Source organism: Streptomyces prunicolor NBRC 13075, assembly GCF_000367365.1.
GTDB lineage: Bacteria > Actinomycetota > Actinomycetes > Streptomycetales > Streptomycetaceae > Streptomyces > Streptomyces prunicolor.
Window position 1 is genome coordinate 22,530 of sequence record NZ_BARF01000122.1, and the last position, 20,331, is coordinate 42,860.

Sequence of the window (20,331 nt, forward strand, 5' to 3'; positions counted from 1 at the left end):
CGTCAGTGGATCTCGTACTGGTCGTGCGGGATGGCTCGTTCCCAGACGGCCTCGAAGGCATCAGAACACAGTTTGGCCGCAGCCGGATCGTGGGTGACCTCGCCGCCCTGGGACGCGCCTTCGCCGCTGAAGTGGTTCCAGCGGACGACCTGTTCGTCGAAGAGCCAGAAGTCGTTTCCGGGCAGGGCGATGGCGGAGGCCTGGCGTCGGGGAAGCCAGCGCACCTGCTCGCCTGCCGCGACGTTCGTGAAGGTGCCGTCGTAGAGGAAGCGGGTGTACTCGCTGACGGGCTCCGACACGATCCGGGCTCGTCGGACGGTCACGCCACGTGCGACGGTCTCTTCGACCAGGTCGAGCCAGGGGCGCCACCAGGAGCCCCGGTCGGCGGGGTTGTGCCGGAAGCCTTGCCGCCAGTCCGCGAAGGGACCGCTCTCGTAGTCCACCGCGTAGACGTCCCGCATCTCCAGGTGTACGGCGGTGCGAGTGGCGCCGGAGAGGAGGTCAGCGAACGCTTGCGGCGGAACGTTCGACTGCATCGCAGGCCTCCCTGATCAGCGGCACCATCCTGGCTGGGATACGGACTACGGCCTCGTTCTCGGGGATGCCGATCGCGTGACCTGGTACCTCGAACGCCGCGCACTCCGCTTCGAGTTCGAGGTCCGGCTTCCATCCTTGGAGGACGAGTTCTTGCTTCTCCTGGTCGACCCAGACCGTGGGTGATTCGTAGTCACCGGTGTTCTGGTCGATTCCGATGAACAGCAGCGGCACGGTTTCCTCCAGCATCTAGTTATGCAGGACTGTGCAACTCAGTCGTCCCGTGAACTGACCCAAGTCAAGGGCTCGTTACCAGCCAATGGCTGGCCATCTTGTTGTGCGCACATATCTGCACATTGCTGGAGCTCATGCCTGTCGCGCTCCTAGGCTCCGCAGTGACGACATGGCTCCGGCGAGCGGCTGGGCCGCCGGACCGGGGCACGGCCCCGCTGCGAGGAGCGCCGACATGAGGCCAAGTAACGCGCATCCACCCACGGCCGAAGACAGGGATCGGCTCCCGCCGGACATCGAGACGATGCGCGTGACCGCCGACCGACTGTTGGATCCGGACGCCGCCCCTGGTGTTCTCCCACCGAGCGCCGCCGAGTTGGACACCCTCATCCAACTGATGCGCGGGCAACTGGAATTGCTGATCCCCGACATCCAGAGAGTGACTGGCGAGCACCCCAAGAACGTCGCGCATTACTGCGCCTTGGCATGCGTCGGGGAGGCGCGGGAGAGGCTGCGCCTTGAGCCGGGTTCAGGGCGGGACAGAGCGGTCGCCTACGCGAGACGTCTGGCCCGCGTCCTGAACGCCTTGTGCGATCACTACGAGAACATCGGCATTCGCTCGTGATCACAGGGCTCGGCTCACACCGTGGACGGTGCCGCCTGTCCCCGCCGCCTGCCGTCTGGTGTCACTCGCAGGCGACCCCGTCCCCATCCCGGTCCAGATGGGAGTCGTAGCCGGGGTCGCCCCTGTGCAGGGGCGTGACGCCGGCGGCGCGGGCGGCGGTGCAGTTCGTGTAATAGGTGCTGCCGCCGCCGGAGTTGGTGTCGTCGGAACCAGAGCCGGAACCAGAACCCGAACCTGAACCTGAACCGGAGTCGCTGCCCGCGGCGGCCGCGGCGGTGACCGTCTTCGTGACCTTGACGGTCTTCGTCGCGGTCACTGTTGGGGCGGGTGCCGGGGCCGCCGTCTCCGTCGTGGTCGCCGTGACGGTCATCGTCGGCTGGGGCTTGGCCGCCGCGGGCTTCGCGTCGGCCGTCGTGTCGGTCTTCGTGTCCTGGCCGGAGGCGCCGATACCCGCGCCGAGGAAGAGGGCCAGGGCGAGGGCGGGGAGTACGTAGCGTTTGCGGGCCCAGCGGGGTGCGGGGCGGACGGGCTGGAACGGCGGCTGGGGTTGGGGCATGGGTGGTGTGGCGTACGGGTGCGTCATCTCGTCCCCCTGTGTCCGGTGAGACATGGACCGTATTGCCCCGGTGAGGGCGGTGAAGGAAGAGTGACCATCTCGTGATGGATATGTCGCTCGGTGCGAGCGGAGCGGTGGCGGGTCGGCTCTCGTACGCTGAGATCCCCACCGCTCGCCGACGCTTGTCCACGCTCACCGAGGGAGCCCGCTCATGTCCGGCTGGAACGAGAAGGCCATCCCCGACCAGCGCGGCCGGGTCGCCGTCGTCACCGGAGCCAACAGCGGGCTCGGCTACGTCACCGCGCGCGAGCTGGCCCGCAAGGGCGCCAGGGTCGTGCTCGCCTGCCGGAGCGAGGCGCGGGGGAGTGCGGCAGCCGACCGGATCGTGGCCGAAGTGCCCGGCGCCGAGGCGCAGTTCGGGCGGCTGGATCTCGGGGACCTCGCGTCCGTACGGGAGTTCGCGGACACCTTCCCCTACGAGCGGCTCGATCTGCTCGTCAACAACGCCGGCGTCATGGCGATGCCGTACGGCACGACGGTGGACGGGTTCGAGACGCAGTTCGGGGTCAATCACCTGGGGCACTTCGCGCTCACCGGGCTGCTGCTGCCCGCGCTGCTCGACGCGCCCGACGCGCGGATCGTCACGCTCTCCAGCTTTATGCACCTGCTCGCCAACATCGACATCGACGACCTCAACAGCGAGCGCCGGTACAGCCGTTGGACCGCGTACTCCCGTTCCAAGACCGCCAACCTGCTCTTCACGCACGAGCTGGCGCGGCGGCTCGCGGCGGCCGGTTCGGGGGTGGTCGCGACCGCCGCCCACCCCGGGTACGCCGCCACCAACCTCCAGACCGCCGGGCCGCAGGCGGAGGGGCGGAAGGGCGCCGAGCGGTTCATGGAGGTCGGCAACCGGGTCTTCGCCCAGTCGGCGGAAGCCGGCGCGCTGCCCTCCCTCTACGCCGCCACCGCCCCCGACGTACGCCCTGATTCGTTCTTCGGCCCCCGTGTCGCCATGTGGCGCGGGGCGCCGGCGCCGTCCTGGCGGGCGCCTTGGACTCTCAACGACCCGATGGGGCAACGCCTTTGGGCTGCCTCGGAGGCGTTGACGGGAGTCGTGTACGACCAACTCAAGGCGTGAGCGGTCGAGTTACCGGTATTCAAGCCAGGCCCCAGGCCCCAGGCCCCTGAGCCTCACGCCGTCGCGCCGCTGTCCACCACCAGGTCCGTGCCCACCACCGACGACGCGTCGTCCGAGGCCAAGTAGAGGACGGCGGCGGCCACTTCGGACGTGGCGGAGATACGGCCCAGGGGGAGCGTGACCCGTACCCGTTCGGCGCGGTCGGCCTCCGTCTCGCCGGGGCGCAGGGACATGGGGGTGTCGGTCGCGCCGGGACTGACCACGTTGATACGGACGCCCTCGCGGATGTGGTCCACGGCGGCACCCTTGCTCAACACGGCGACAGCCGCCTTGGACGCGGCGTAGGCGGCGGCACCGGGGCTGCTGGTGTGGATGCCGAAGGTCGACGCCACGTTCACGATCGCGCCGCCGGAGGGCTGGGTGCGCATCTGCCGGATCTCGGCCTGGAGGGCGAGGAAGACACCGGTCACGTTGATGTCGAGCTGCGTGCGCCAGTCCTCCTCGGTGAGGTCGGCGAGGGGCTGTCCACCCCGGAAGATCCCCGCGTTGTTGACGGCCACGTCGAGTGAGCCGTATCGGTCGACGGCTGCCTGTACCAGGGCGTGGGCGTCAACTGCCTTTGAAACATCGGCTGTTACCGCGAAGGCCTTCCCGCCCTCGGCCCCGTCCTCGATCAACGCGACGGTCTCGTCCAGCGGTTCGCGTCGCCGCCCTGCTACGACGACGTTCGCCCCCTCGGCCGCGAACGCCAGGGCGATCGCCCGTCCGATGCCGGACCCGGCACCGGTGACGATGGCGGTCCTGCCGGTAAAGCGGGTGCTGGTCATGATCTCCCCTTTTCTTGACTGATCGGTTCAGTATGAGGGCGCGGGAACATGGCTCAGAAGGCAGGAAAGTGCCCTGAACGGAAGGGCGTCTCAGTCGAGCAACGTCAACGCCTGCTCCGCCGCATCCCGCACCCGAGCCGGGTCCCCGGACGCCCTGCCGACCACCCGCAACCCCTGCATCAGCACCAGCAGCATGCGCGCCAGGGCGAGCGGATCGCGGTCGGCGGGCAACTCGCCCTGTGCCTGCGCCCGCACCAACGCCGAGCGCAACACCGCCTCCAACTGGTCCCAGTTGCGCTCGACCAGCCGGGTCGCGGCCGTGTCGTGCGGGGCGAGTTCGGCCGCCGTGTTGGTCACCATGCAGCCCAGCGGCCGTAGTTGCTCGTCCGCCGCCTCGGCCGCGTACCGCCGTACGATCGCTCGCACGGGCGGCAGCGCGGGCCCCGGCTGGGACAACTCCCGCACCATCGGGGTGAGTCCGGACCGGTCGTAGCTCTCCAGTGCCTTCAGGTACAGGTCGTGCTTGTTGCCGAAGGTCGCGTAGATGCTGGCCCGGCCGATGCCGAGGTGCTCGACGAGGTCGGACATCGACGTCGCCTCGTAGCCACGCCGCCAGAACAGCTCCAGGGCTGCCCGCAGCGCGGCCTCGGGATCGAACTCCTTGGTCCTGGACATGCCCGACAGTCTAGGTTTATCGAGAACGGTCAGTCAAGAATGCCCACCCGTGCGCAGGGACCCGTTCAGTCACGCGAACTCCGGGATCAGCTCGCCCACCCGCCGGATGCTGTCCATCACTCGCTCATGCGGAATCGCCCCCACCTGCTGGAAGCACATCAGCCGGTCGATGCCCGCGTCCGCGTACGCCCGCAGCTTCTTCCGGCAGGTGTCGGGGCTGCCGACGATCAAGGAGTCCTGCGCCATCAGCGCCTCGAACAGCTCGTCCTCCGGGACGGTTTCGCCCTGGAGGATGCGGCCGATGGCCAGTTGGGCCGCGTTCGGGGCCGTGTCGACCTCGTCGCGCAGGAACGCGCCGGTCAGGCCGCCGCCGGCCGGGTCGGCCAGGATGCCCTGCTGGATCGTCATCGTCTCGACGAACGCGTCCGCCGCCTCGAAGAAGGTGAGCGCCCGGGCGGTGTACCAGGCCGCCGCCGCTGCGGCACCCGACCGCAGCGCCTCCTCGTCGGTCTCGGCGCAGTGGACGAACGTGAAGAAGGCGATCTGGTCGTTGACGAAGGCTCCGGCGGGCTGTTCGCAGTTGGCTACGGCGTCCCGGTACAGCTCGACCAGCCTCGCCACCCGGGTCAGCGGCTCCCAGAGGGTGGTGCCCAGGACGCCCACTCCACGCCGGCCCGCCTCCTCGAACGACGCCGGGCTGGAGGCCGCCTGCCACAGGGGAGGGTGCGGCTGTTGGAGGGGTGCGGGGACGAGTGGCTGGTCTCCGGCGCCCGTCCACAAGCGGGGTATCTCCTCGAAGGCCCGCTGGGTCTGGGCCCGCGCGCCCGCAGGGTCCACGCCGAACATGCGCCACTCCGGCGCCGTGGAACGGGTCAGGCCCAGTTCCACCCGGCCCCCGCTCAACTGGTCCAGCCAGGCGGCCCGTTCGGCGACCCGCCTCGGGTGGTTGATCTCGGCCGGCGCCAGCACCGCCGCGTGCCCGAGCCGGATCCGGGACGTGCGCTGCGACAGCGCCGCCAGCAGCAGCTCCGGCGCCGAGCTGAGGCTGAACTCCGCCGCGCCGTGGTGCTCCACCTGCCACCAGCAGTCGTACCCGAACTCGTCGGCGAGCACGGCCTGTTCGACCGCCTCCGTGATCCGCCGGTGTTCGTGGTCCTCGGTCGCCCACGGCCTGGGGTCCTGGATCTCGCTGAACATGTCGAGCTTCACGTGCCGAACTGCCCTTCTCTCCGGCCGACTTGTGATGGGAAGCGCTCCCACGCGGCCGGATCAGATTGTCAGGGAAGTGTGTTACGGGCGTGACGTCCCGCTGTGAGGCTCATGTGCAGGTGGGAGTGGTTCAGGGGGAGTGGTTCAGGGCGAGCGGTCCCGCCGTAGTGACGTCACCAGCAACTCGGTGAACTGTGTCGCCGACCAGGACGGCCGTCGCCCCGTCGCCGTCTGCACCTGCGCCTCGCGCTGCCGGAACACCGGGTGGTCCACGGGGATGTACGTCAAGCCCTCGGTCGCGGCGCTCTGCTCTATGTCGCCGAGGTCGCCGACGAGGGCGAGGCCGCCCCCGGCGCGTACGAACTCGTACTGCGGAGCGAGGCTGTCGCAGACCAGCGCCGGACGGACCGTGATCCCCTCCAACTGCGCCCCGATGTCGAAGAGTTCACGCTGACTCGTGCCCGGTGAGGCCAGGGCCAGCGGGTACGCGCACAGGTCGGCGAGGCCGATGCGGTCGCGGTCGGCGAGTTCGTGACCGAGGGGGACGATGGCGGCCACCGGGACCACGACCGCACACTCGACGCGGACGTCGTGCTGCGGGCCCATCGTGTAGGTGACGGCGACGTCGGCGAGGCCCTCGACCACGCGGCGGGTCGCCTCCTGGCGGGCGACCACGTCCACGCGGAAGGCCACGTCGGGATGGGCGCACCGGAAGTCGGCGATCGCCCGTGGCACCAGCCGCCGCGCGAACCCCTCCGAACAGGCGACGGCGACACTGCGCGCCTCCGCACCCCGTCCCGTCCTCAACTCCTCGACCAGCGTGGTCGATTCGGTCTCGGTACGGCGGGCGTGGGCCAGCAGTCGCGAGCCGGCCTCGGTCAGTGTCATCCCGCGCGGATGCCGGGCGAACAGCGGGACCCCGATGCCGGACTCCAGTTTCGCGACCTGCCTGCTGATCGCCGAGGGCGCGACGTTCAGGGCGTGCGCCGCCTCGGTCACCGATCCGGCGCGGGCGACCTCCAGGAAGTAGGCGAGGTTCACCGGCAGGAGTTGCATGGGTCCCCTGTGATCAGACATTCGGCCAGACATTGCGTTGTCGAACATTGCGTTGCCGAAAGTAGAACGCATCGCGTCACAAACGGCAATGGTCGCAGGCCCGGATCCGCCCTACTCTGCTGGGACGACGAGAGCGCGCCGCCCGCCCGACCGTTGCCCTCCCTGGAGAAATCTTCCCGTGATACCTGAGAAACTGGCCCGTAAAGCCGAGGAGTTCGTCGACTCCGGTGCCTTCTTCACCGAGCTGGCCGCCATGGTCGCGTACGCCACGGAGAGTTCCCGCCCCGAGGGCCGCCTTGCTATTGAGGCATACCTCGACGAGTTCCTGACCCCCGCGCTGACCGCCCTCGGCTGCGAGGTCACGCGCTACGACAACCCCGATCCGGCGGCCGGCCCCTTCCTGATCGGCACCCGTGTCGAGTCCCCCGACCTCCCGACCGTGCTCGTCTACGGCCACGCGGACGTCGTCGAGGGCCAGGCCGGCCGGTGGAGCGAGGGCCGCGACCCGTGGACACTGACCGCCGAGGGCGACCGCTGGTACGGACGCGGCGCCGCCGACAACAAGGGCCAGCACCTGGTCAACCTCGCCGCCCTCCGTCTACTCCTGGCCGACCACGGCTCGTTGGGCTTCAACCTGACCTTCCTGCTGGAGTCCGGCGAGGAGATCGGCTCACCCGGGCTCGCCGAATTCGCGGCGGAACACCGGGAGTTGCTGCGCGCGGACGTGCTCGTCGCCTCGGACGGTCCGCGCCTGGACGCCACGACACCGACGCTGTTCCTCGGCGCGCGCGGCGGCCTCGGGCTCCAGCTCACCGCCGATCTACGGCCGGACGCCTACCACTCCGGCAACTGGGGCGGCCTGCTGCGCAACCCCGCGACCACCCTCGCCGGAGCCATCGCCACCCTGGTCGACGGCCACGGCCATATCCGCGTACCGGAGTTGCTGCCGCCCGCGATCCCGCCGGAGGTCCGCGAGGCACTCGCCGGTGTCACCGTCGCGGCCTCGCCCGGTGACCCGGTGCCGGACGAGGGCTGGGGCGAGCCCGAACTGTCCGCCGCCGAACGGCTCTACGCCTGGAACACCCTCGAGGTCCTCGCCCTCGGTGCCGCCGACGCCGAACGGCCGGTCAACGCGATCCCGGGCAGCGCCCGCGCGGTCCTCCAACTCCGGTACGTCGTAGGCACCGACGCCGATCAGGCCGCCGACGCCGTCGCCCGGCACCTGGCCGCACACGGGTACCCGATGGTCGACGTCCAGGTGCTCGGCAGTTTCGCCGCGAGCCGCACCCCGCTCGACGATCCGTGGGTGCGCTGGACCCGGACCACGCTGGAGGAGATCACGGGCGGCCCGATCGCCGTACTGCCCAACATCGGCGGCTCGCTGCCCAACGCCGTCTTCACCGACGTCCTCGGCCTGCCGACCCTCTGGCTGCCGCATTCCTACCCCGGCTGCCTCCAACACGCCCCCGACGAACACCTGTTGGCGCAGATCGCCCGCGAGGGCCTGGTCCTGGCGGCGGGCCTGTTCCACACTCTGGGCCGTCCACCGGCGGACCGCCCGCTCCCCATCCACACGTAACCCCGAAAGCCACCCCGAGTCTCGGCACCCGCGCCCCGTCCGGCACACCCTCCCCAACTCCCGCCGGAAGGACCCCCGATGACCGCTCCGTCCCCCCAGCCCATCCAGTCCACCCTCCCCGACGACACCCGAGGCCCCAGCCGCCCCACCGCACGACGTGCCATCGCGGTGGCCGGCATCGGCAACGCGCTCGAATTCTTCGACCTCGCCCTGTACGCACTGATGGCGTCCTACATCGGCCGCACGTTCTTCCCCGGCGGCAACCCGGGCGTCCAACTGGTGCAGGCCTACGCCGTGTTCGGCGTGACGTACCTGATCCGGCCGCTCGGCGGGCTGCTGCTCGGGGCGTACGCGGACCGCAACGGCCGTAAGAAAGCACTGGTGTTGTCGATCCGGCTGATGGTGCTCGGCACGCTGCTGCTCGCCGTGATGCCCGGATACTCGACCCTCGGGATCGCGTCGACCCTGGGGATCGTGCTCGCGCGATTGATCCAAGGGTTCGCCGCCGGGGGCGAGTTCGGGGCGGCCACGTCCTTCCTGGTCGAGCAGGACGAGCGGCGCAAGAGTTTCCTCGGCAGTTTCCAGTTCGCCAGTCAGGGTCTGTCCACCCTCATGGCGGCAGGCTTCGCGGCGGTTCTCACGGCTGTGCTGTCCGACGCCCAGATGACGTCGTGGGGCTGGCGCATACCGTTCGCGTTCGGTCTGCTGATCGGTCCGGTGGGCTATTTCGTACGCCGCTACATGGACGAATCCCCGGCCTTGGCAACGGAGTTGGAGTCGGACGCCCCGAAGCCCTCCCCGATCGTGTCGGTCTTCCGGCACCACTGGAGCGGGCTGCTGATCGCCGGCGGCGCGCTGATCGTCTCGACGGCGCTGAACTTCATGCTCCAGTACCTGCCGACGTACGGCATCGGCCAACTGGGCCTGGACGCCTCGCTGTCGTTCGCCGCGCTGTTCATCGCCGGGGCCGTCCTGACCTTCGTCACTCCGCTCGTGGGGCTGCTGGGCGACCGCCACGGCCGGCTGCGCATCATGATCCCGGCCGCGGTGCTGATCGGCGTGAGCGTCGTCCCGCTCTTCCTGTGGCTCAACGCCTCGCCGTCCTTCCTCACCTTCGCGGTGTGCACCACCGTCCTCGCCCTGCTCAAGGCGGTGTACTTCGGCACGCTGCCGTCGGTGATGGCCGACATCTTCCCGGCCCGGGCCCGCGCGACGGGCCTGTCCTTCAGCTACAACACGACGGTCGCGCTCTTCGGCGGCTTCACCCCGACGATCGCCGCGGCCCTGATCGAGGCGACCGGTTCGCCGGTGGCGCCGGGCTACTACCTGTTGTTCACGGCCGTGTTGAGCACCGCGGCCCTGACGACCGCGCTGCGTACCCATCGCATTCAGTAAGGGGGAGAAGCGGTTCGCACGTCACCGAGCTCGACCACCTCTCCTACGTTGTCACCCTGCCCGCACCTCGTACGTCGCCACCCGCACCGACGCGTCGTCCAGGCACTCCCCGGAGACCAGGTCGAACCGCTGCTTGAGCAGCGGCGACGCGACGAACGGGCGGCCCTGGTGGGTGCCGGTCAGGCCGCGGGAGAGGACCGCGGCGCCGCTGAACGGGTCGCGGTTGTCGATGCCGTAGAGGGTGCCGGAGCGGTCGCGGAAGAGGGCGACCTGGCTGCCGTCGGGCAGCAGGGCCGCCACTCCGCGGCCGGGGGTGAGCCGGTTGATGTCGCAGACCGTGAACCAGCCGTCGGTGAGCCGGAGTTGGACCTTCAGGTCGGTCGTCTCGGGAGCCAGGGTCATCGCTGGGCGCTTCCTTCCAGGACGTCTGCGGGCTGCTGCGGCCGCATGCCGATGGTCAGCAGCGGCAGGTCGGGCTTGATCTGATCGCGCTCGGGGACGAAGCCGACCACCGGGTCCGGGGTGTCGGGGGCGTTCACGAAGGACACGAACCGGGCGAGTTTTTCAGGGTCGTTGATGGTCGTGGCCCACTCGTCGCGGTACCCGGCGACATGCGCGGCCATCAGCGACTCCAGCTCCCCGCAGATACCGAGCGAGTCCGCCACGACCACGTCCCGCACGTGGTCCAGGCCGCCCGGAATCCGCTCCAGCCACACGCTCGTGCGCTCCAGCCGGTCGGCCGTACGGATGTAGAACATGAGGAACCGGTCGATGAGGCGCACCAGTTCGGCATCGGAGAGGTCCTTCGCGAGCAGGTCCGCGTGGCGTGGGGTCGCGCCGCCGTTGCCGCCGACGTAGAGGTTCCAGCCGCCGGCGGTGGCGATGATCCCGAAGTCCTTCGACTGGGCCTCGGCGCATTCGCGGGCGCAGCCGGACACCGCCGACTTGAGCTTGTGCGGCGACCTGAGCCCCCGGTAGCGCAGCTCCAGGTCGATCGCCATCCGCACCGAGTCCTGGACGCCGTAGCGGCACCAGGTCTGCCCCACACAGGACTTGACGGTGCGCAGGGCCTTTCCGTACGCGTGCCCGGACTCGAATCCGGCGTCCACCAACCGGGCCCAGATCAGCGGGAGTTGTTCCACGCGGGCGCCGAAGAGGTCGATGCGCTGGCCGCCGGTGATCTTCGTGTAGAGGCCGAAGTCCCGGGCCACCTCGCCGATCACGATGAGTTTCTCGGGGGTGATCTCGCCGCCGGGGATGCGCGGTACGACCGAATAGGAGCCGTTCTTCTGCAAGTTGGCGAGGAAGTGGTCGTTGCTGTCCTGGAGCGCCGCCTGTTCGCCGTCGAGGACATAGCCGCTCGCGCCGATCGTCGGGGCGAGGGACGCGATGATCGAGGCGACCGTCGGCTTGCAGATCTCGCAGCCGTCGCTGCCCCGGGCGCCCGCACGGCCGTAGCGATCCAGCATCTCCTGGTAGGAGTTGATCCGCAGCGCGAGGGCGATCTCGTACAACTCCTCGCGGGTCTGCGCGAAGCAGCCGCACAGGCCCTTGTCGACCTCGACGCCGTTCGCCTCCAGCTCGGCGGTGACCAGCTGGCCGAGCACCTTGACGCAACTCCCGCAGCCCGTACCGGCCTTGGTGCACTTCTTCACCTCGGGCACGCTCGTGCAGGAGTGGTCGGTGACCGCATCGCGGATCGCGCCCTTGCTGACGTTGTGGCACGAGCAGATGACCGCGGCGTCGGGCAGCGCGGACGGCCCGAGCTGGACGGCGCCCCCGGAACCGGCCGGGAGCACCAACTGCTCGGGGGAGACGGGCGGTACGGACCCGGTGAACGCGCGCAGCGTGCCGTACGCGTCCGCGTCACCGACCAGGATCCCGCCGAGCAACTCGCCGCCCCGCCCGATCACCAGCTTCTTGTACGTCCCCGCCCGCGCGTCGGAGTAGACGACGTCGAGACAGTCCGCGGTGGCACCGTGCGCGTCGCCGAAGGACGCCACGTCCACGCCGAGCAGCTTCAGCTTGGTCGACAAGTCGGCGCCGGTGAAGGCGGATTCGTCCCGCGCGATGGTCGCGGCGGCGGTCTCCGCCTGCTCGTAACCGGGCGCCACCAACCCGTACACCCGGCCGTCCGCAGCCAGCGCGCACTCGCCGATCGCGAACACGTGCGGGTCGGCGACCGTACGGCACTGCTCGTCGACCGCGATGCCACCGCGCTCACCGACCGACAGACCGCAGTCGCGGGCGAGTTGGTCGCGGGGGCGGACACCGGCGCTGAACACCACGATGTCCGTGGCGAGTTGGGAACCGTCGGACAGCTTCATGCCGGTGACGGCGCCGTCCGCGTCGGCGAGGATCTCCTGCGTACCGGTGCCCGTGTGGACGGTCAGGCCCATGCCCTCGATGGTGCGCAGCAGGGCCGCGCCCCCGCCCTCGTCGACCTGCACCGGCATCAACCGAGGCGCGAACTCCACGATGTGCGTGGCCAGTCCGAGCCCCTTGAGCGCACCGGCGGCCTCAAGACCGAGCAGCCCACCACCGACCACGGCACCCGTCGTCGCCCGCGACCTGGCGTACGCCTCGATCGCGAGCAGATCCTCGATCGTGCGGTAGACGAAACAGCCGTCGGAGTCCTTGCCCGGAACGGGCGGCACGAACGGATACGAGCCGGTGGCGAGGACGAGCGTGTCGTACTCAACGGTCAGACCGGAGCGGGCGGTTACGGTCCTCGCCGCGCGATCGATGGTCTCGGCCGGATCGCCGACGTACAGCTCGATCCCGTGGTCGCTGATGAACTCCGCGTCCGTGAGCGAGAGTTCCTCGGGTGTGCGGCCCGAGAAGTACGAGGTGAGCTGGACGCGGTCGTAGGCCGGACGCGGTTCCTCGCACAGCACGACCACACGGTGCGTGGCGGTCAGGCCGCGCTCGGCGAGCGCTTCGAGGAAGCGCTGACCGACCATGCCGTGGCCGACGAGCACGATGGTGGGCACGGTGGGCACCCCACGCGGATTCGAGGTCATGCCCAGGAGCCTGCGACGCCGGTGTTACCCGACCGCATCCCACCTGTTTCCCGCGAGGAACGCTGCCCTCAGCGGGAGCGCGCGGGGGGTGTGAGGGTTCGGGGTGCGCGCCGGGGGAGGGGTGTGAGGCCGGGACGACCCCGGGTCGGTGGGGTCAACCGAACCGAACCCTCGAAACCGGCCGCTGAAGCTCACCGAAGCTCACCACCCCCTCAAATACATGGACGGCACACGCACCCCGTCCATAAGGTCATGATCATGCCCGACATACCGCTGACCATGGTCGCCGTCCTCTGTCTCACCGCCCTCGCGGCCGGTTGGATCGACGCCGTGGTGGGCGGCGGCGGACTCCTCCTGCTCCCGGTACTCCTGCTCGGCCTGCCCGCCGGCACCCCGGCCGCCACCGCACTCGGCACCAACAAGGCCGTAGCGATCGTCGGAACGTCCGGCGCGGCGGTGACGTACGCCCGCAAGGCGCCCGTGAACGTCGGCCTCACCGTACGCATCGGCCTCGCGGCGCTGGCGGGCAGCTCCGCCGGCGCCTTCTTCGCGGCCGGCATGAGCACCGACGTACTCAAGCCGGTGATCATGGTCGTGCTGCTCGCGGTCGCCACCTTCGTCATCCTCCGCCCGGCCTTCGGCACGGCACCCACCCCCGGCCCGGCCACCCGCCGCCAGATCCTCGCGGCGATCGGCCTCGCGGGCCTGGGCATCGGTTTCTACGACGGGCTCGTCGGCCCCGGCACGGGTACGTTCCTGGTCCTCGCGCTCACCGCCGTGCTCCACCTCGACCTGGTGACCGCCTCGGCCACCGCGAAGATCGTCAACTGCTGCACCAACGCGGGCGCCCTGGCGATGTTCGCCTGGCAGGGCACCGTCCTGTGGCAACTCGCGGCGCTGATGGCGGTGTTCAACCTCGCGGGCGGCATGCTGGGCGCGCACACGGCACTGAAGCAGGGCAGCGGTTTCGTACGGGTCGTCCTGCTGACGGTGGTGTTCGGGCTGGTGGCGAACCTGGCGTACCAGCAGTGGCTGGCATGAAGGCAGCCCAACGCTCAGCACCCGCAGGTTAGTTGGCCTTACCGGCTACCACTCAAGTGCGCGAACACCACCACATTCCCCTGATACCCCGTCGCCCGCGAATACCCGCCCCCACACGTGATCACCCTCAGCTCGGGCCGCCGCGCAGCCCCGTACACCTTCTGATCGGGAAACCTGCTCGCCTGATACACCTCGACCGCGTCCACCGTGAACAGCGCGACGCTCCCGTCCAACCGGTCCAGTTCAATCGCGTTGCCCTTCTTCAGGGCGCCGAGGTCATAGAAGACGGCGGGGCCATCCGCGTTGTCGACATGCCCCGCGACGATCGCCGTACCGCTCTCACCGGGGGTCGTCCCGGCCTCGTACCAACCGGCGAGGTTCTTCTTCGCGGCCGGGGGCACGTCCAGGCTGCCGGTGCTCGTCAGCTTGAGGCCCATCAGCGGGGCGTTCACATGGATGGCCGGGATACGGATGCGGTCCGGCGGCGACGGCGGCAGCGCACGCGCCGCGGTGCGCCCGGCGACCGGATCGGGCCGCGCCTCGGCGGCGGACGGCTGCGGCGGCGCGTTCGTACCGGAACCGCTGGTCAACAGCCACGCGCCCGCGCACAGGGCGACCACGGTCACGACCCCTATCGCGGTGTTGGCCCCGGTCGCGGTGTTGCCGTAGCTACGACGGCGCATGAGGAATCAACCCCTCTCCAGTAACTGGCCCCGCGCCCCCCTCCGGGTCACGAGGGGCGTCGGACCCGGAGGGGGAGGGGACTTGCGGTACCGGCGGACGGACAGCGGAGGGTGTCCGTCAGAACCTGTCGCCTCTCGCCCGGCGATGCAGGAGCCAGGTACCGCCCGCGGCGGCGACGGCGAGAGCCGCCACACCGGCCGCGGTCTGCACGGGGTCGGGGCCCAAGGCGCCACCGACCCCCGTCTTCACACTTCCGCGCGGCTGCACCTGCTGCCGCATCGAGGCCAGCGTCACCATCAGATCGCCGCTGACCTGCTTGCCGTCCGCGCACTTCGCGACGATCTCGTACGTCCCCGGCTGCGCACTCGGCGGCACCTTGAACTGCCCGATCGCATCGCCCTCGTGCGCACTCGGCGCCAGCGTGAACGTGCCGGCGCCCACCGCGCTGGCATCACCGGCGGCCGTACCGTCGTCGCCGCACGCCGCCGTGTTCACCGTGACGTCGCCGCCCGGCACGGCGTTCGACGGGAACACCTCCAGGCCGGCGCTCTCGCCGCCGTACGCCGGCGCGGTCGCGAGACCCGCGGCGGCGACGACGAGCGCGGTGCCGGTCAGCAGACGGGCGGTACGACGCATCGGTGCTCCTCCGAGCTGTGGTTGGCTGCCCTTCCGAGGAAAGTGGCACCGGGCCGAGCCCGCTTCCTGAACGTGCGTCAGAAGTGTGGTGAATGGGTGTCAGGAAGCGGCCGCGGCGGCCCGTCAGCTTGCTGTTTCAGCAGGTCATAGGGGTACGGCGGCCCCGCCCCGAACGAGTACCCGAAGAGCGCACGCCGCGCGGGTGAACGGGTGACGACCGGTCAGGCCCGACCTCAGGAATGGGTGACTTGACCTCAAGAATGGTTGAGGTAACAGGCTGACCGGCATGGACACCGAGACCACTCCCGCACACCCCCTGACCGTGACCGTCGTCATCGGCAGCAACCGCCACGGCCGCTTCGGCCCGGTCGTCGCCGACTGGCTCCTCACCCACGTCCGCGACCACCCCGACCTCACCCTGCAGGTCGTCGACGTGGCCGATACCGGCCACCTGCCCACGACCCTCGCCCCGACCCCGGAGGCGACGACCGCACTCGCCGCCATCACCCCGAAACTCGCCTCCGCGGACGCCTTCGTCGTCCTCACCCCCGAGTACAACCACTCCTACCCGGCCGGCCTCAAGAACCTGATCGACTGGCACTTCACCGAGTGGCGCGCCAAGCCCGTCGCCCTCGTCTCCTACGGAGGCCTCGCGGGCGGCCTGCGCGCGGTGGAACACCTGCGCCAGGTCTTCGCCGAACTCCACGCCATGACGGTCCGCGACACCGTCTCCTTCCACAACGCGGGCGCGTCCTTCGACGACGACGGCCGCCTCAAGGACCCCACGGCCCCGGACGCGGCGGCGAAGGCGATGCTGGACCAACTGGTGTGGTGGGGACGGGCGTTGAGGGAGGCACGCGATGTACGGCCATTGATCTGACGCAACGAGAAGGGGGCGGCCGACAAAGGTCGGCCGCCCCCTTCACACCATCACGGGGTGGTGTCAGAAACCGAAGATGCCCTCGAACGTGCCACGGTCCCAGTCGTGGTCCGTCTTGGTGGTCGAGGAGTAGACGGGGCCGACGTGGTCGATGACACCGGCGAACATCGTGTTGTCGACGTGCCCGGAGCCCTGGGAACCGGTGCCCTGGACGAGCGCGCCGTCGTCGTGGGGGAACGGGCCGTTGTCGTGGGCGAGGGCGGCACCGGCGCCACCGAGCAGGATGCCGACGGCGAGGACGGACGTGGTCAGGGCAGAGCGCATACGCATGACTACTCCCAAAGATCTCTGGATGACGCGCCGGAAACCGGGCGCGTCGGGCCGATCAACGCCTAAACGATCACTGGAAACGGCATGCCACCTCGCTGACGCCACGTGGATCACCCCTTGATTCACTCGAACGGGACCCCGTGTCACGCCATAAGAACCGCACCGCCGGAGCATGCATCCCGGCATGAGTGTGGACAGGGCGTACTTCACCGTCGGGGCCACCGTGTCCACGTACGACATCGACGCGGACGCGGCCGACCCGGCCCAGGACTGGCAACTCGGCGCGGCCTGGAGCGGGTTGCCGTCCGGCTGGGAGGAGGGCGTCGACGCGGCGGTCGACCTGGGCCAGGCCCACCTGTACGTCTTCCGGGGCACGGAGTACGTCCGCATCCCGTTCGCCACCCAGACCGTCGACGACGGCTACCCGCTCACCACCCGCGAGAACTGGACCGGTCTCTCCTTCGACACCGTCGACGCGGTCATGAACTGGTCCGACGGAAAGCTCTACTTCTTCTCCGGCCCGCAGTACGTCCGCTACGACATCGCCGCCGACCGCCAGGACCCCGGTTACCCCAAGCCGATCGCCGACGGCTGGACGGGCGTCACCGCCGACTGGATCGGCGAGGGCATCGACGGCGCACTCAACCCCGGCAACGGACGCGCGTACCTCTTCAAGGGCACCGAGTACGTGGCCATCGACTGGCACACCAAGAAACAGGAGGACGGCTACCCGCTCACCACCGCCGACCAGTGGCCCGGCCTGACCGGCCCCTACGACGCGATCTGGTCGAACGCGGCCACGGCCCCACCGACCGGGGGCGGCGGCTCGTCCAAGGCGTCCCAATTCCGGCTCTCCTACGGCGAGTTCGCCACCGCCGGCGAAACGGCGACCGGAGTCCCAGCGCTGGTCACGCTCGGCCAGGCGGCGTTGGAGTCCGGCTGGGGCGCGGCAGCCCCCGGCAACAACTTCTTCGGCATCAAATCGAAGGCGACCGACCCACCGGAGACCCGCCAACTCCTCAGGACCCAGGAGGTGTTGGACCGCCCCGACGTGCAGTTCCCGGAGGTCATCTCCGTGACCCGGCGCCCCGACGGCAAGTACCTGTACGTCGTCCGGGACTGGTTCCGGGTGTACGCGACCCCCGAGGAGTCCTTCACGGCCCACGGCAACCACCTGCGGAACAACGCCCGTTACGCCCCCGCGTTCGAGCACACCGACGACCCGTACGCCTTCGCGCGGGCGGTCGCGGACGCGGGGTACGCGACCGCGACGAACTACTACGACTCCCTGGCCTCCGTCATGCGGAACATCGAGGCCGCAGCCTGAGCCTCGTCGAAGTCGCCTCACTCGCGCGAGGCTCACTTATCCGGGTGAAGGGTCGCAAGTTGCCGTATGCGTGTCATATGACCCGGGCAGGACGGGGTCATGGGATACCAACTGGGGGATCTGGGGCGGACGTTCCGCGACCAGATGTACAACGTGCTCACCGGCGGCGACGGCAGCGTCCCGCCGGCCAAGTCCAGCTTCATCACCTGGTGCATGCCCGGACTGCCGTACCAGGAGGCGGACTTCGCGTTCGCCGCGCAGGGCATCGGCACCGGCGCCACCGCGGCGGAGGACAAGCTCCTGCTCCAGCAGGCGTACAACTCGCCGGGGGATGGCTGACGTCGGCGGGGGAGCAGTCGGCGCGCACGGTGACGATCCCAGGTCGCCCGGACGACCTGGCGGGCCGCCTGCACCCGGGCGAGCAAGTCGCCGCGGAGGGCTCGGAGTTGCAGGTACTGGCCGAGGTGTACCTGGAGACGACCGACCTGGCAGGCGAGGCCTAACACGTCAGCCGGGCGATGAACTTGCCCTTTGGGCGGAGGCCTTCTCAGATGATGGCATCCTGCTGCTCCAGCCATTTGGTGATCAGCTGGTTTGTTTGCTCAGGCATTTCCTCCTGGATCCAGTGCCCGCAGTCCAGGCCGACAACTTCCACGTTGGGCACGAACTCTGTCAGGGTTTCGGACCTCGGGCCGAAGGGGTCCCGGTCGCCGTAGATCATGAGGGCGGGCTGCTGGATGATCGGGTCCACGTCCGCCAGCTGGTGCCAGTTGCGGTCGAGGTTCCGGTACCAGTTGATGCCGCCCGTGAATCCCGACGTTTCGAACCCGGAGATGTAGACGGCCAGGTCGCTGTCGCTCATGACAGGCTCACCGAGCGGTGCTTCCGCCAGGGCGAGGTTGATAAACGCCATGCCCGGCTCAGGGGGCGCCGGGGGAACGTTCTTCCGGTAGAGGCTGCGGAGAAACCGGCTTGTGTTCGCATCGAACACGGCGTCCGCGACGCCCGGCTGTCGATTGAAGTGGACGAAGTAGAAGTCGCCGCCGAGGAACTGTTCCATGACCTCGATCCACGGCGTTTCACCGCGCACCTGGTAAGGCAAGGACAGGTTGATCACCTTGTTCACACGGTTGGGGTGCAGCAGGGTCAGTCCCCAGACGACGAACGCACCCCAGTCATGGCCGACGAAGGTGGCGTCTTCGTATCCGTAGTGGTCGAGGAGCGCGACGAGGTCGCCCGACAGGCGCTCGATGTCGTAGTCGGTCACTTCGGCCGGGCGGGACGAGTTGCCGTAACCCCGCTGGTTCGGTGCGATGACGTGGTAGCCGGCTTCGGCGAGGACGGGCATCAGATGACGCCAGGAGTACGCGTGCTCAGGCCAGCCGTGGCAGAGCACAATGGGCTTTCCCTTGTTTTCTCGTCCTGCTTCGAAGACTTCGAGTTCCACGCCGTTGACCGGAACAAGGGTGGGCTTGGGGAAATCGCCAGAATTGGTCATCGTGTTTCCTTATTGCCTTTCGGGGTGATTGGGCTTGGGTGAATTTCCCGCAGCGCCTTCTTGGGGCTCCCTATAAGCCTTCGAGGGCCCTGACGCCCTTGATCTGCGCGTTGACCGAGCGGTCGATCATGATGGCCGCTCGGACCTTGCCATCGACGCCACCATCCGCTCCAAGCGGGCCAGCCGCGTCTTCTCGGTGCGGGCGGTGACCAGACCGAGGTACAGGGCGAACTGGTCGGACTTGCCGAGCGTGTCGTAGAACACCCGCGCTGCGGGGTTCGCGTCGAGGGCTTCGACGAGATCCGGTGGTGCGGTGGCGTTCTTCTGCGAGGCGTATGCCGTCTCCCAGCGGCCGTCCGCCCGCGCCGCCTCGACCTCGGCCAGGCCGCGGGGGCGCATCCGGCCTGCCGTGATCAGGGCCTCGGCCTTGTCGACGTTCACCTGCGACCAGGCGGAGCGGGGGCGGCGGGGTGTCGTGCGCTGCAGAAAGTACGAGTCGTCGAAGCCTCGCCGCTGACCGTCGATCCAGCCAAAGCAGAGCACCGTGTCGACCATCTCTTCCCAGGTGAGCGACGAGATGCCGGTATGCCTCTTGGCGATCTTCACCCAGAGCGCGGCCTTCTCCCCGTGATGCTCTTCGAGCCACGCCTCCAGCTCGGCCGGGCTCGCGGGGACAAGGATCGAGACGCCGTCCTCGTGGTTCTGCACAACCCGCAGACTAGAGGCCATATAGGACAGATGGTGACCTACTCGAGCGACCCGCTCAGGCGACCTGACCGGTTCACTACTTGGCGAGCTTCGCCCCTGCTTGCCTCAGGTCACCCGTCGAGTTGATGAACTCCTTGAGCCGGCTTGGGATCGGTGGACTGGTGACCGTTGGGCGGTAGGGTCACCCCGCTGCCGCTCCTGTCTCTGAGAAGGCTTCCGCATACCGGTCGATATACCGGTCGATGGGTGTGGTCGGTCGAACTGGGCGCCAGATCGGGTGATCGCCGCAGCGTCGGCCCATGAAGACTTCTTATCCCGGGCCTCCAGCATTCCGAATTCCGGACCGAGACGTATTTGCGTTGGAGCGCACTCCGACTCC

Annotated in this window: 23 protein-coding genes; 9 read left to right on the forward strand and 14 right to left on the reverse strand. The window is 69.3% G+C overall.

The window, feature by feature from the left end:
• Nucleotides 1–2 precede the first annotated feature (2 nt).
• Entirely contained in the window at nucleotides 3–536 is a 534-nt protein-coding gene (locus SPR02S_RS47750; RefSeq protein ID WP_019064156.1) for a DUF6879 family protein, read from the reverse strand.
• Nucleotides 502–783, reverse strand: a complete 282-nt coding sequence (locus tag SPR02S_RS47755; RefSeq protein WP_019064157.1) for a hypothetical protein — start codon at nucleotides 781–783, stop codon at nucleotides 502–504. Before SPR02S_RS47755 ends, SPR02S_RS47750 begins: the two co-directional genes overlap by 35 nt.
• A 217-nt stretch (nucleotides 784–1,000) precedes the next feature.
• On the opposite strand from SPR02S_RS47755, the gene SPR02S_RS47760 reads away from it, so the two are divergent.
• Nucleotides 1,001–1,390: a DUF6415 family natural product biosynthesis protein gene (locus SPR02S_RS47760; protein ID WP_019064158.1), complete on the forward strand. Its 390-nt coding sequence runs from the start codon at nucleotides 1,001–1,003 to the stop codon at nucleotides 1,388–1,390.
• 61 nt (nucleotides 1,391–1,451) lie between these two features.
• Here SPR02S_RS47760 and SPR02S_RS47765 read toward each other — a convergent pair whose 3' ends face one another.
• Complete coding sequence (locus SPR02S_RS47765) at nucleotides 1,452–1,973, reverse strand: excalibur calcium-binding domain-containing protein (protein ID WP_026151549.1); 522 nt, start codon at nucleotides 1,971–1,973, stop codon at nucleotides 1,452–1,454.
• 184 nt (nucleotides 1,974–2,157) lie between these two features.
• Here SPR02S_RS47765 and SPR02S_RS47770 point away from each other — a divergent pair, with 184 nt between their 5' ends.
• On the forward strand, nucleotides 2,158–3,084 hold the full coding sequence (locus SPR02S_RS47770; RefSeq protein ID WP_019064160.1) for an oxidoreductase: 927 nt from the start codon (nucleotides 2,158–2,160) through the stop codon (nucleotides 3,082–3,084).
• A gap of 53 nt (nucleotides 3,085–3,137) precedes the next feature.
• On the opposite strand, the gene SPR02S_RS47775 is transcribed toward SPR02S_RS47770, so the two are convergent.
• From SPR02S_RS47775 to SPR02S_RS47790, 4 genes are all read right to left on the reverse strand, one after another.
• On the reverse strand, nucleotides 3,138–3,911 hold the full coding sequence (locus SPR02S_RS47775) for an SDR family NAD(P)-dependent oxidoreductase (RefSeq protein ID WP_019064161.1): 774 nt from the start codon (nucleotides 3,909–3,911) through the stop codon (nucleotides 3,138–3,140).
• A gap of 90 nt (nucleotides 3,912–4,001) precedes the next feature.
• Nucleotides 4,002–4,586 (reverse strand): TetR/AcrR family transcriptional regulator, encoded by a 585-nt coding sequence (locus SPR02S_RS47780; protein WP_019064162.1) that lies wholly within the window; start codon nucleotides 4,584–4,586, stop codon nucleotides 4,002–4,004.
• Nucleotides 4,587–4,655: 69 nt separating this feature from the next.
• On the reverse strand, nucleotides 4,656–5,795 hold the full coding sequence (locus tag SPR02S_RS47785; RefSeq protein ID WP_019064163.1) for an LLM class flavin-dependent oxidoreductase: 1,140 nt from the start codon (nucleotides 5,793–5,795) through the stop codon (nucleotides 4,656–4,658).
• Nucleotides 5,796–5,939: 144 nt separating this feature from the next.
• Nucleotides 5,940–6,851 carry a LysR family transcriptional regulator gene (locus SPR02S_RS47790; RefSeq protein ID WP_019064164.1) on the reverse strand — a complete coding sequence of 304 codons (912 nt, stop codon included), beginning with the start codon at nucleotides 6,849–6,851 and terminating at the stop codon, nucleotides 5,940–5,942.
• A 178-nt stretch (nucleotides 6,852–7,029) separates the two neighbouring features.
• On the opposite strand from SPR02S_RS47790, the gene SPR02S_RS47795 reads away from it, so the two are divergent.
• Together SPR02S_RS47795 and SPR02S_RS47800 are read left to right on the forward strand one after the other, a co-directional pair.
• Entirely contained in the window at nucleotides 7,030–8,430 is a 1,401-nt protein-coding gene (locus SPR02S_RS47795; protein WP_019064165.1) for a M20 family metallopeptidase, read from the forward strand.
• 78 nt (nucleotides 8,431–8,508) lie between these two features.
• The gene (locus SPR02S_RS47800; protein WP_019064166.1) at nucleotides 8,509–9,825 is read left to right on the forward strand and encodes an MFS transporter; all 1,317 of its coding nucleotides are present in this window, start codon (nucleotides 8,509–8,511) and stop codon (nucleotides 9,823–9,825) included.
• A gap of 51 nt (nucleotides 9,826–9,876) precedes the next feature.
• On the opposite strand, the gene nirD is transcribed toward SPR02S_RS47800, so the two are convergent.
• Entirely contained in the window at nucleotides 9,877–10,227 is a 351-nt protein-coding gene (gene nirD, locus SPR02S_RS47805) for a nitrite reductase small subunit NirD (RefSeq protein ID WP_019064167.1), read from the reverse strand.
• Complete coding sequence (gene nirB / locus SPR02S_RS47810) at nucleotides 10,224–12,848, reverse strand: nitrite reductase large subunit NirB (RefSeq protein ID WP_026151551.1); 2,625 nt, start codon at nucleotides 12,846–12,848, stop codon at nucleotides 10,224–10,226. The genes nirD and nirB overlap by 4 nt, the downstream gene beginning before the upstream one ends.
• Before the next feature lie 258 nt (nucleotides 12,849–13,106).
• On the opposite strand from nirB, the gene SPR02S_RS47815 reads away from it, so the two are divergent.
• Nucleotides 13,107–13,889, forward strand: coding sequence for a sulfite exporter TauE/SafE family protein (locus SPR02S_RS47815; RefSeq protein WP_026151552.1), 783 nt, complete (start codon nucleotides 13,107–13,109; stop codon nucleotides 13,887–13,889).
• A 38-nt stretch (nucleotides 13,890–13,927) separates the two neighbouring features.
• Here the strand turns inward: SPR02S_RS47815 and SPR02S_RS47820 are convergent, their stop codons facing one another.
• Both SPR02S_RS47820 and SPR02S_RS47825 read right to left on the reverse strand, forming a co-directional pair.
• Nucleotides 13,928–14,572 (reverse strand): class F sortase, encoded by a 645-nt coding sequence (locus SPR02S_RS47820; RefSeq protein ID WP_019064170.1) that lies wholly within the window; start codon nucleotides 14,570–14,572, stop codon nucleotides 13,928–13,930.
• Between the two features lie 118 nt (nucleotides 14,573–14,690).
• Nucleotides 14,691–15,209: a GVDTG sorting domain-containing protein gene (locus SPR02S_RS47825; RefSeq protein WP_019064171.1), complete on the reverse strand. Its 519-nt coding sequence runs from the start codon at nucleotides 15,207–15,209 to the stop codon at nucleotides 14,691–14,693.
• A gap of 286 nt (nucleotides 15,210–15,495) precedes the next feature.
• Here SPR02S_RS47825 and SPR02S_RS47830 point away from each other — a divergent pair, with 286 nt between their 5' ends.
• A complete protein-coding gene (locus tag SPR02S_RS47830) occupies nucleotides 15,496–16,089 on the forward strand; it encodes an NADPH-dependent FMN reductase (RefSeq protein WP_019064172.1) in 594 nt (197 codons plus the stop codon).
• 63 nt (nucleotides 16,090–16,152) lie between these two features.
• Here the strand turns inward: SPR02S_RS47830 and SPR02S_RS59685 are convergent, their stop codons facing one another.
• Nucleotides 16,153–16,419, reverse strand: coding sequence for a hypothetical protein (locus SPR02S_RS59685; protein ID WP_245607754.1), 267 nt, complete (start codon nucleotides 16,417–16,419; stop codon nucleotides 16,153–16,155).
• Between the two features lie 184 nt (nucleotides 16,420–16,603).
• Between SPR02S_RS59685 and SPR02S_RS47840 the strand changes: the two genes are divergently transcribed.
• From SPR02S_RS47840 to SPR02S_RS65900, 3 genes are all read left to right on the forward strand, one after another.
• On the forward strand, nucleotides 16,604–17,746 hold the full coding sequence (locus tag SPR02S_RS47840; RefSeq protein WP_019064174.1) for a hemopexin repeat-containing protein: 1,143 nt from the start codon (nucleotides 16,604–16,606) through the stop codon (nucleotides 17,744–17,746).
• Between the two features lie 99 nt (nucleotides 17,747–17,845).
• Nucleotides 17,846–18,085 (forward strand): hypothetical protein, encoded by a 240-nt coding sequence (locus SPR02S_RS47845; RefSeq protein ID WP_019064175.1) that lies wholly within the window; start codon nucleotides 17,846–17,848, stop codon nucleotides 18,083–18,085.
• A 29-nt stretch (nucleotides 18,086–18,114) separates the two neighbouring features.
• A complete protein-coding gene (locus SPR02S_RS65900) occupies nucleotides 18,115–18,249 on the forward strand; it encodes a hypothetical protein (protein ID WP_019064176.1) in 135 nt (44 codons plus the stop codon).
• 44 nt (nucleotides 18,250–18,293) lie between these two features.
• Here the strand turns inward: SPR02S_RS65900 and SPR02S_RS47855 are convergent, their stop codons facing one another.
• Nucleotides 18,294–19,244: an alpha/beta fold hydrolase gene (locus SPR02S_RS47855; protein WP_026151553.1), complete on the reverse strand. Its 951-nt coding sequence runs from the start codon at nucleotides 19,242–19,244 to the stop codon at nucleotides 18,294–18,296.
• Nucleotides 19,245–19,370: 126 nt separating this feature from the next.
• Complete coding sequence (locus tag SPR02S_RS47860; protein ID WP_019064178.1) at nucleotides 19,371–19,952, reverse strand: YdeI/OmpD-associated family protein; 582 nt, start codon at nucleotides 19,950–19,952, stop codon at nucleotides 19,371–19,373.
• Between the last annotated feature and the right edge of the window lie 379 nt (nucleotides 19,953–20,331).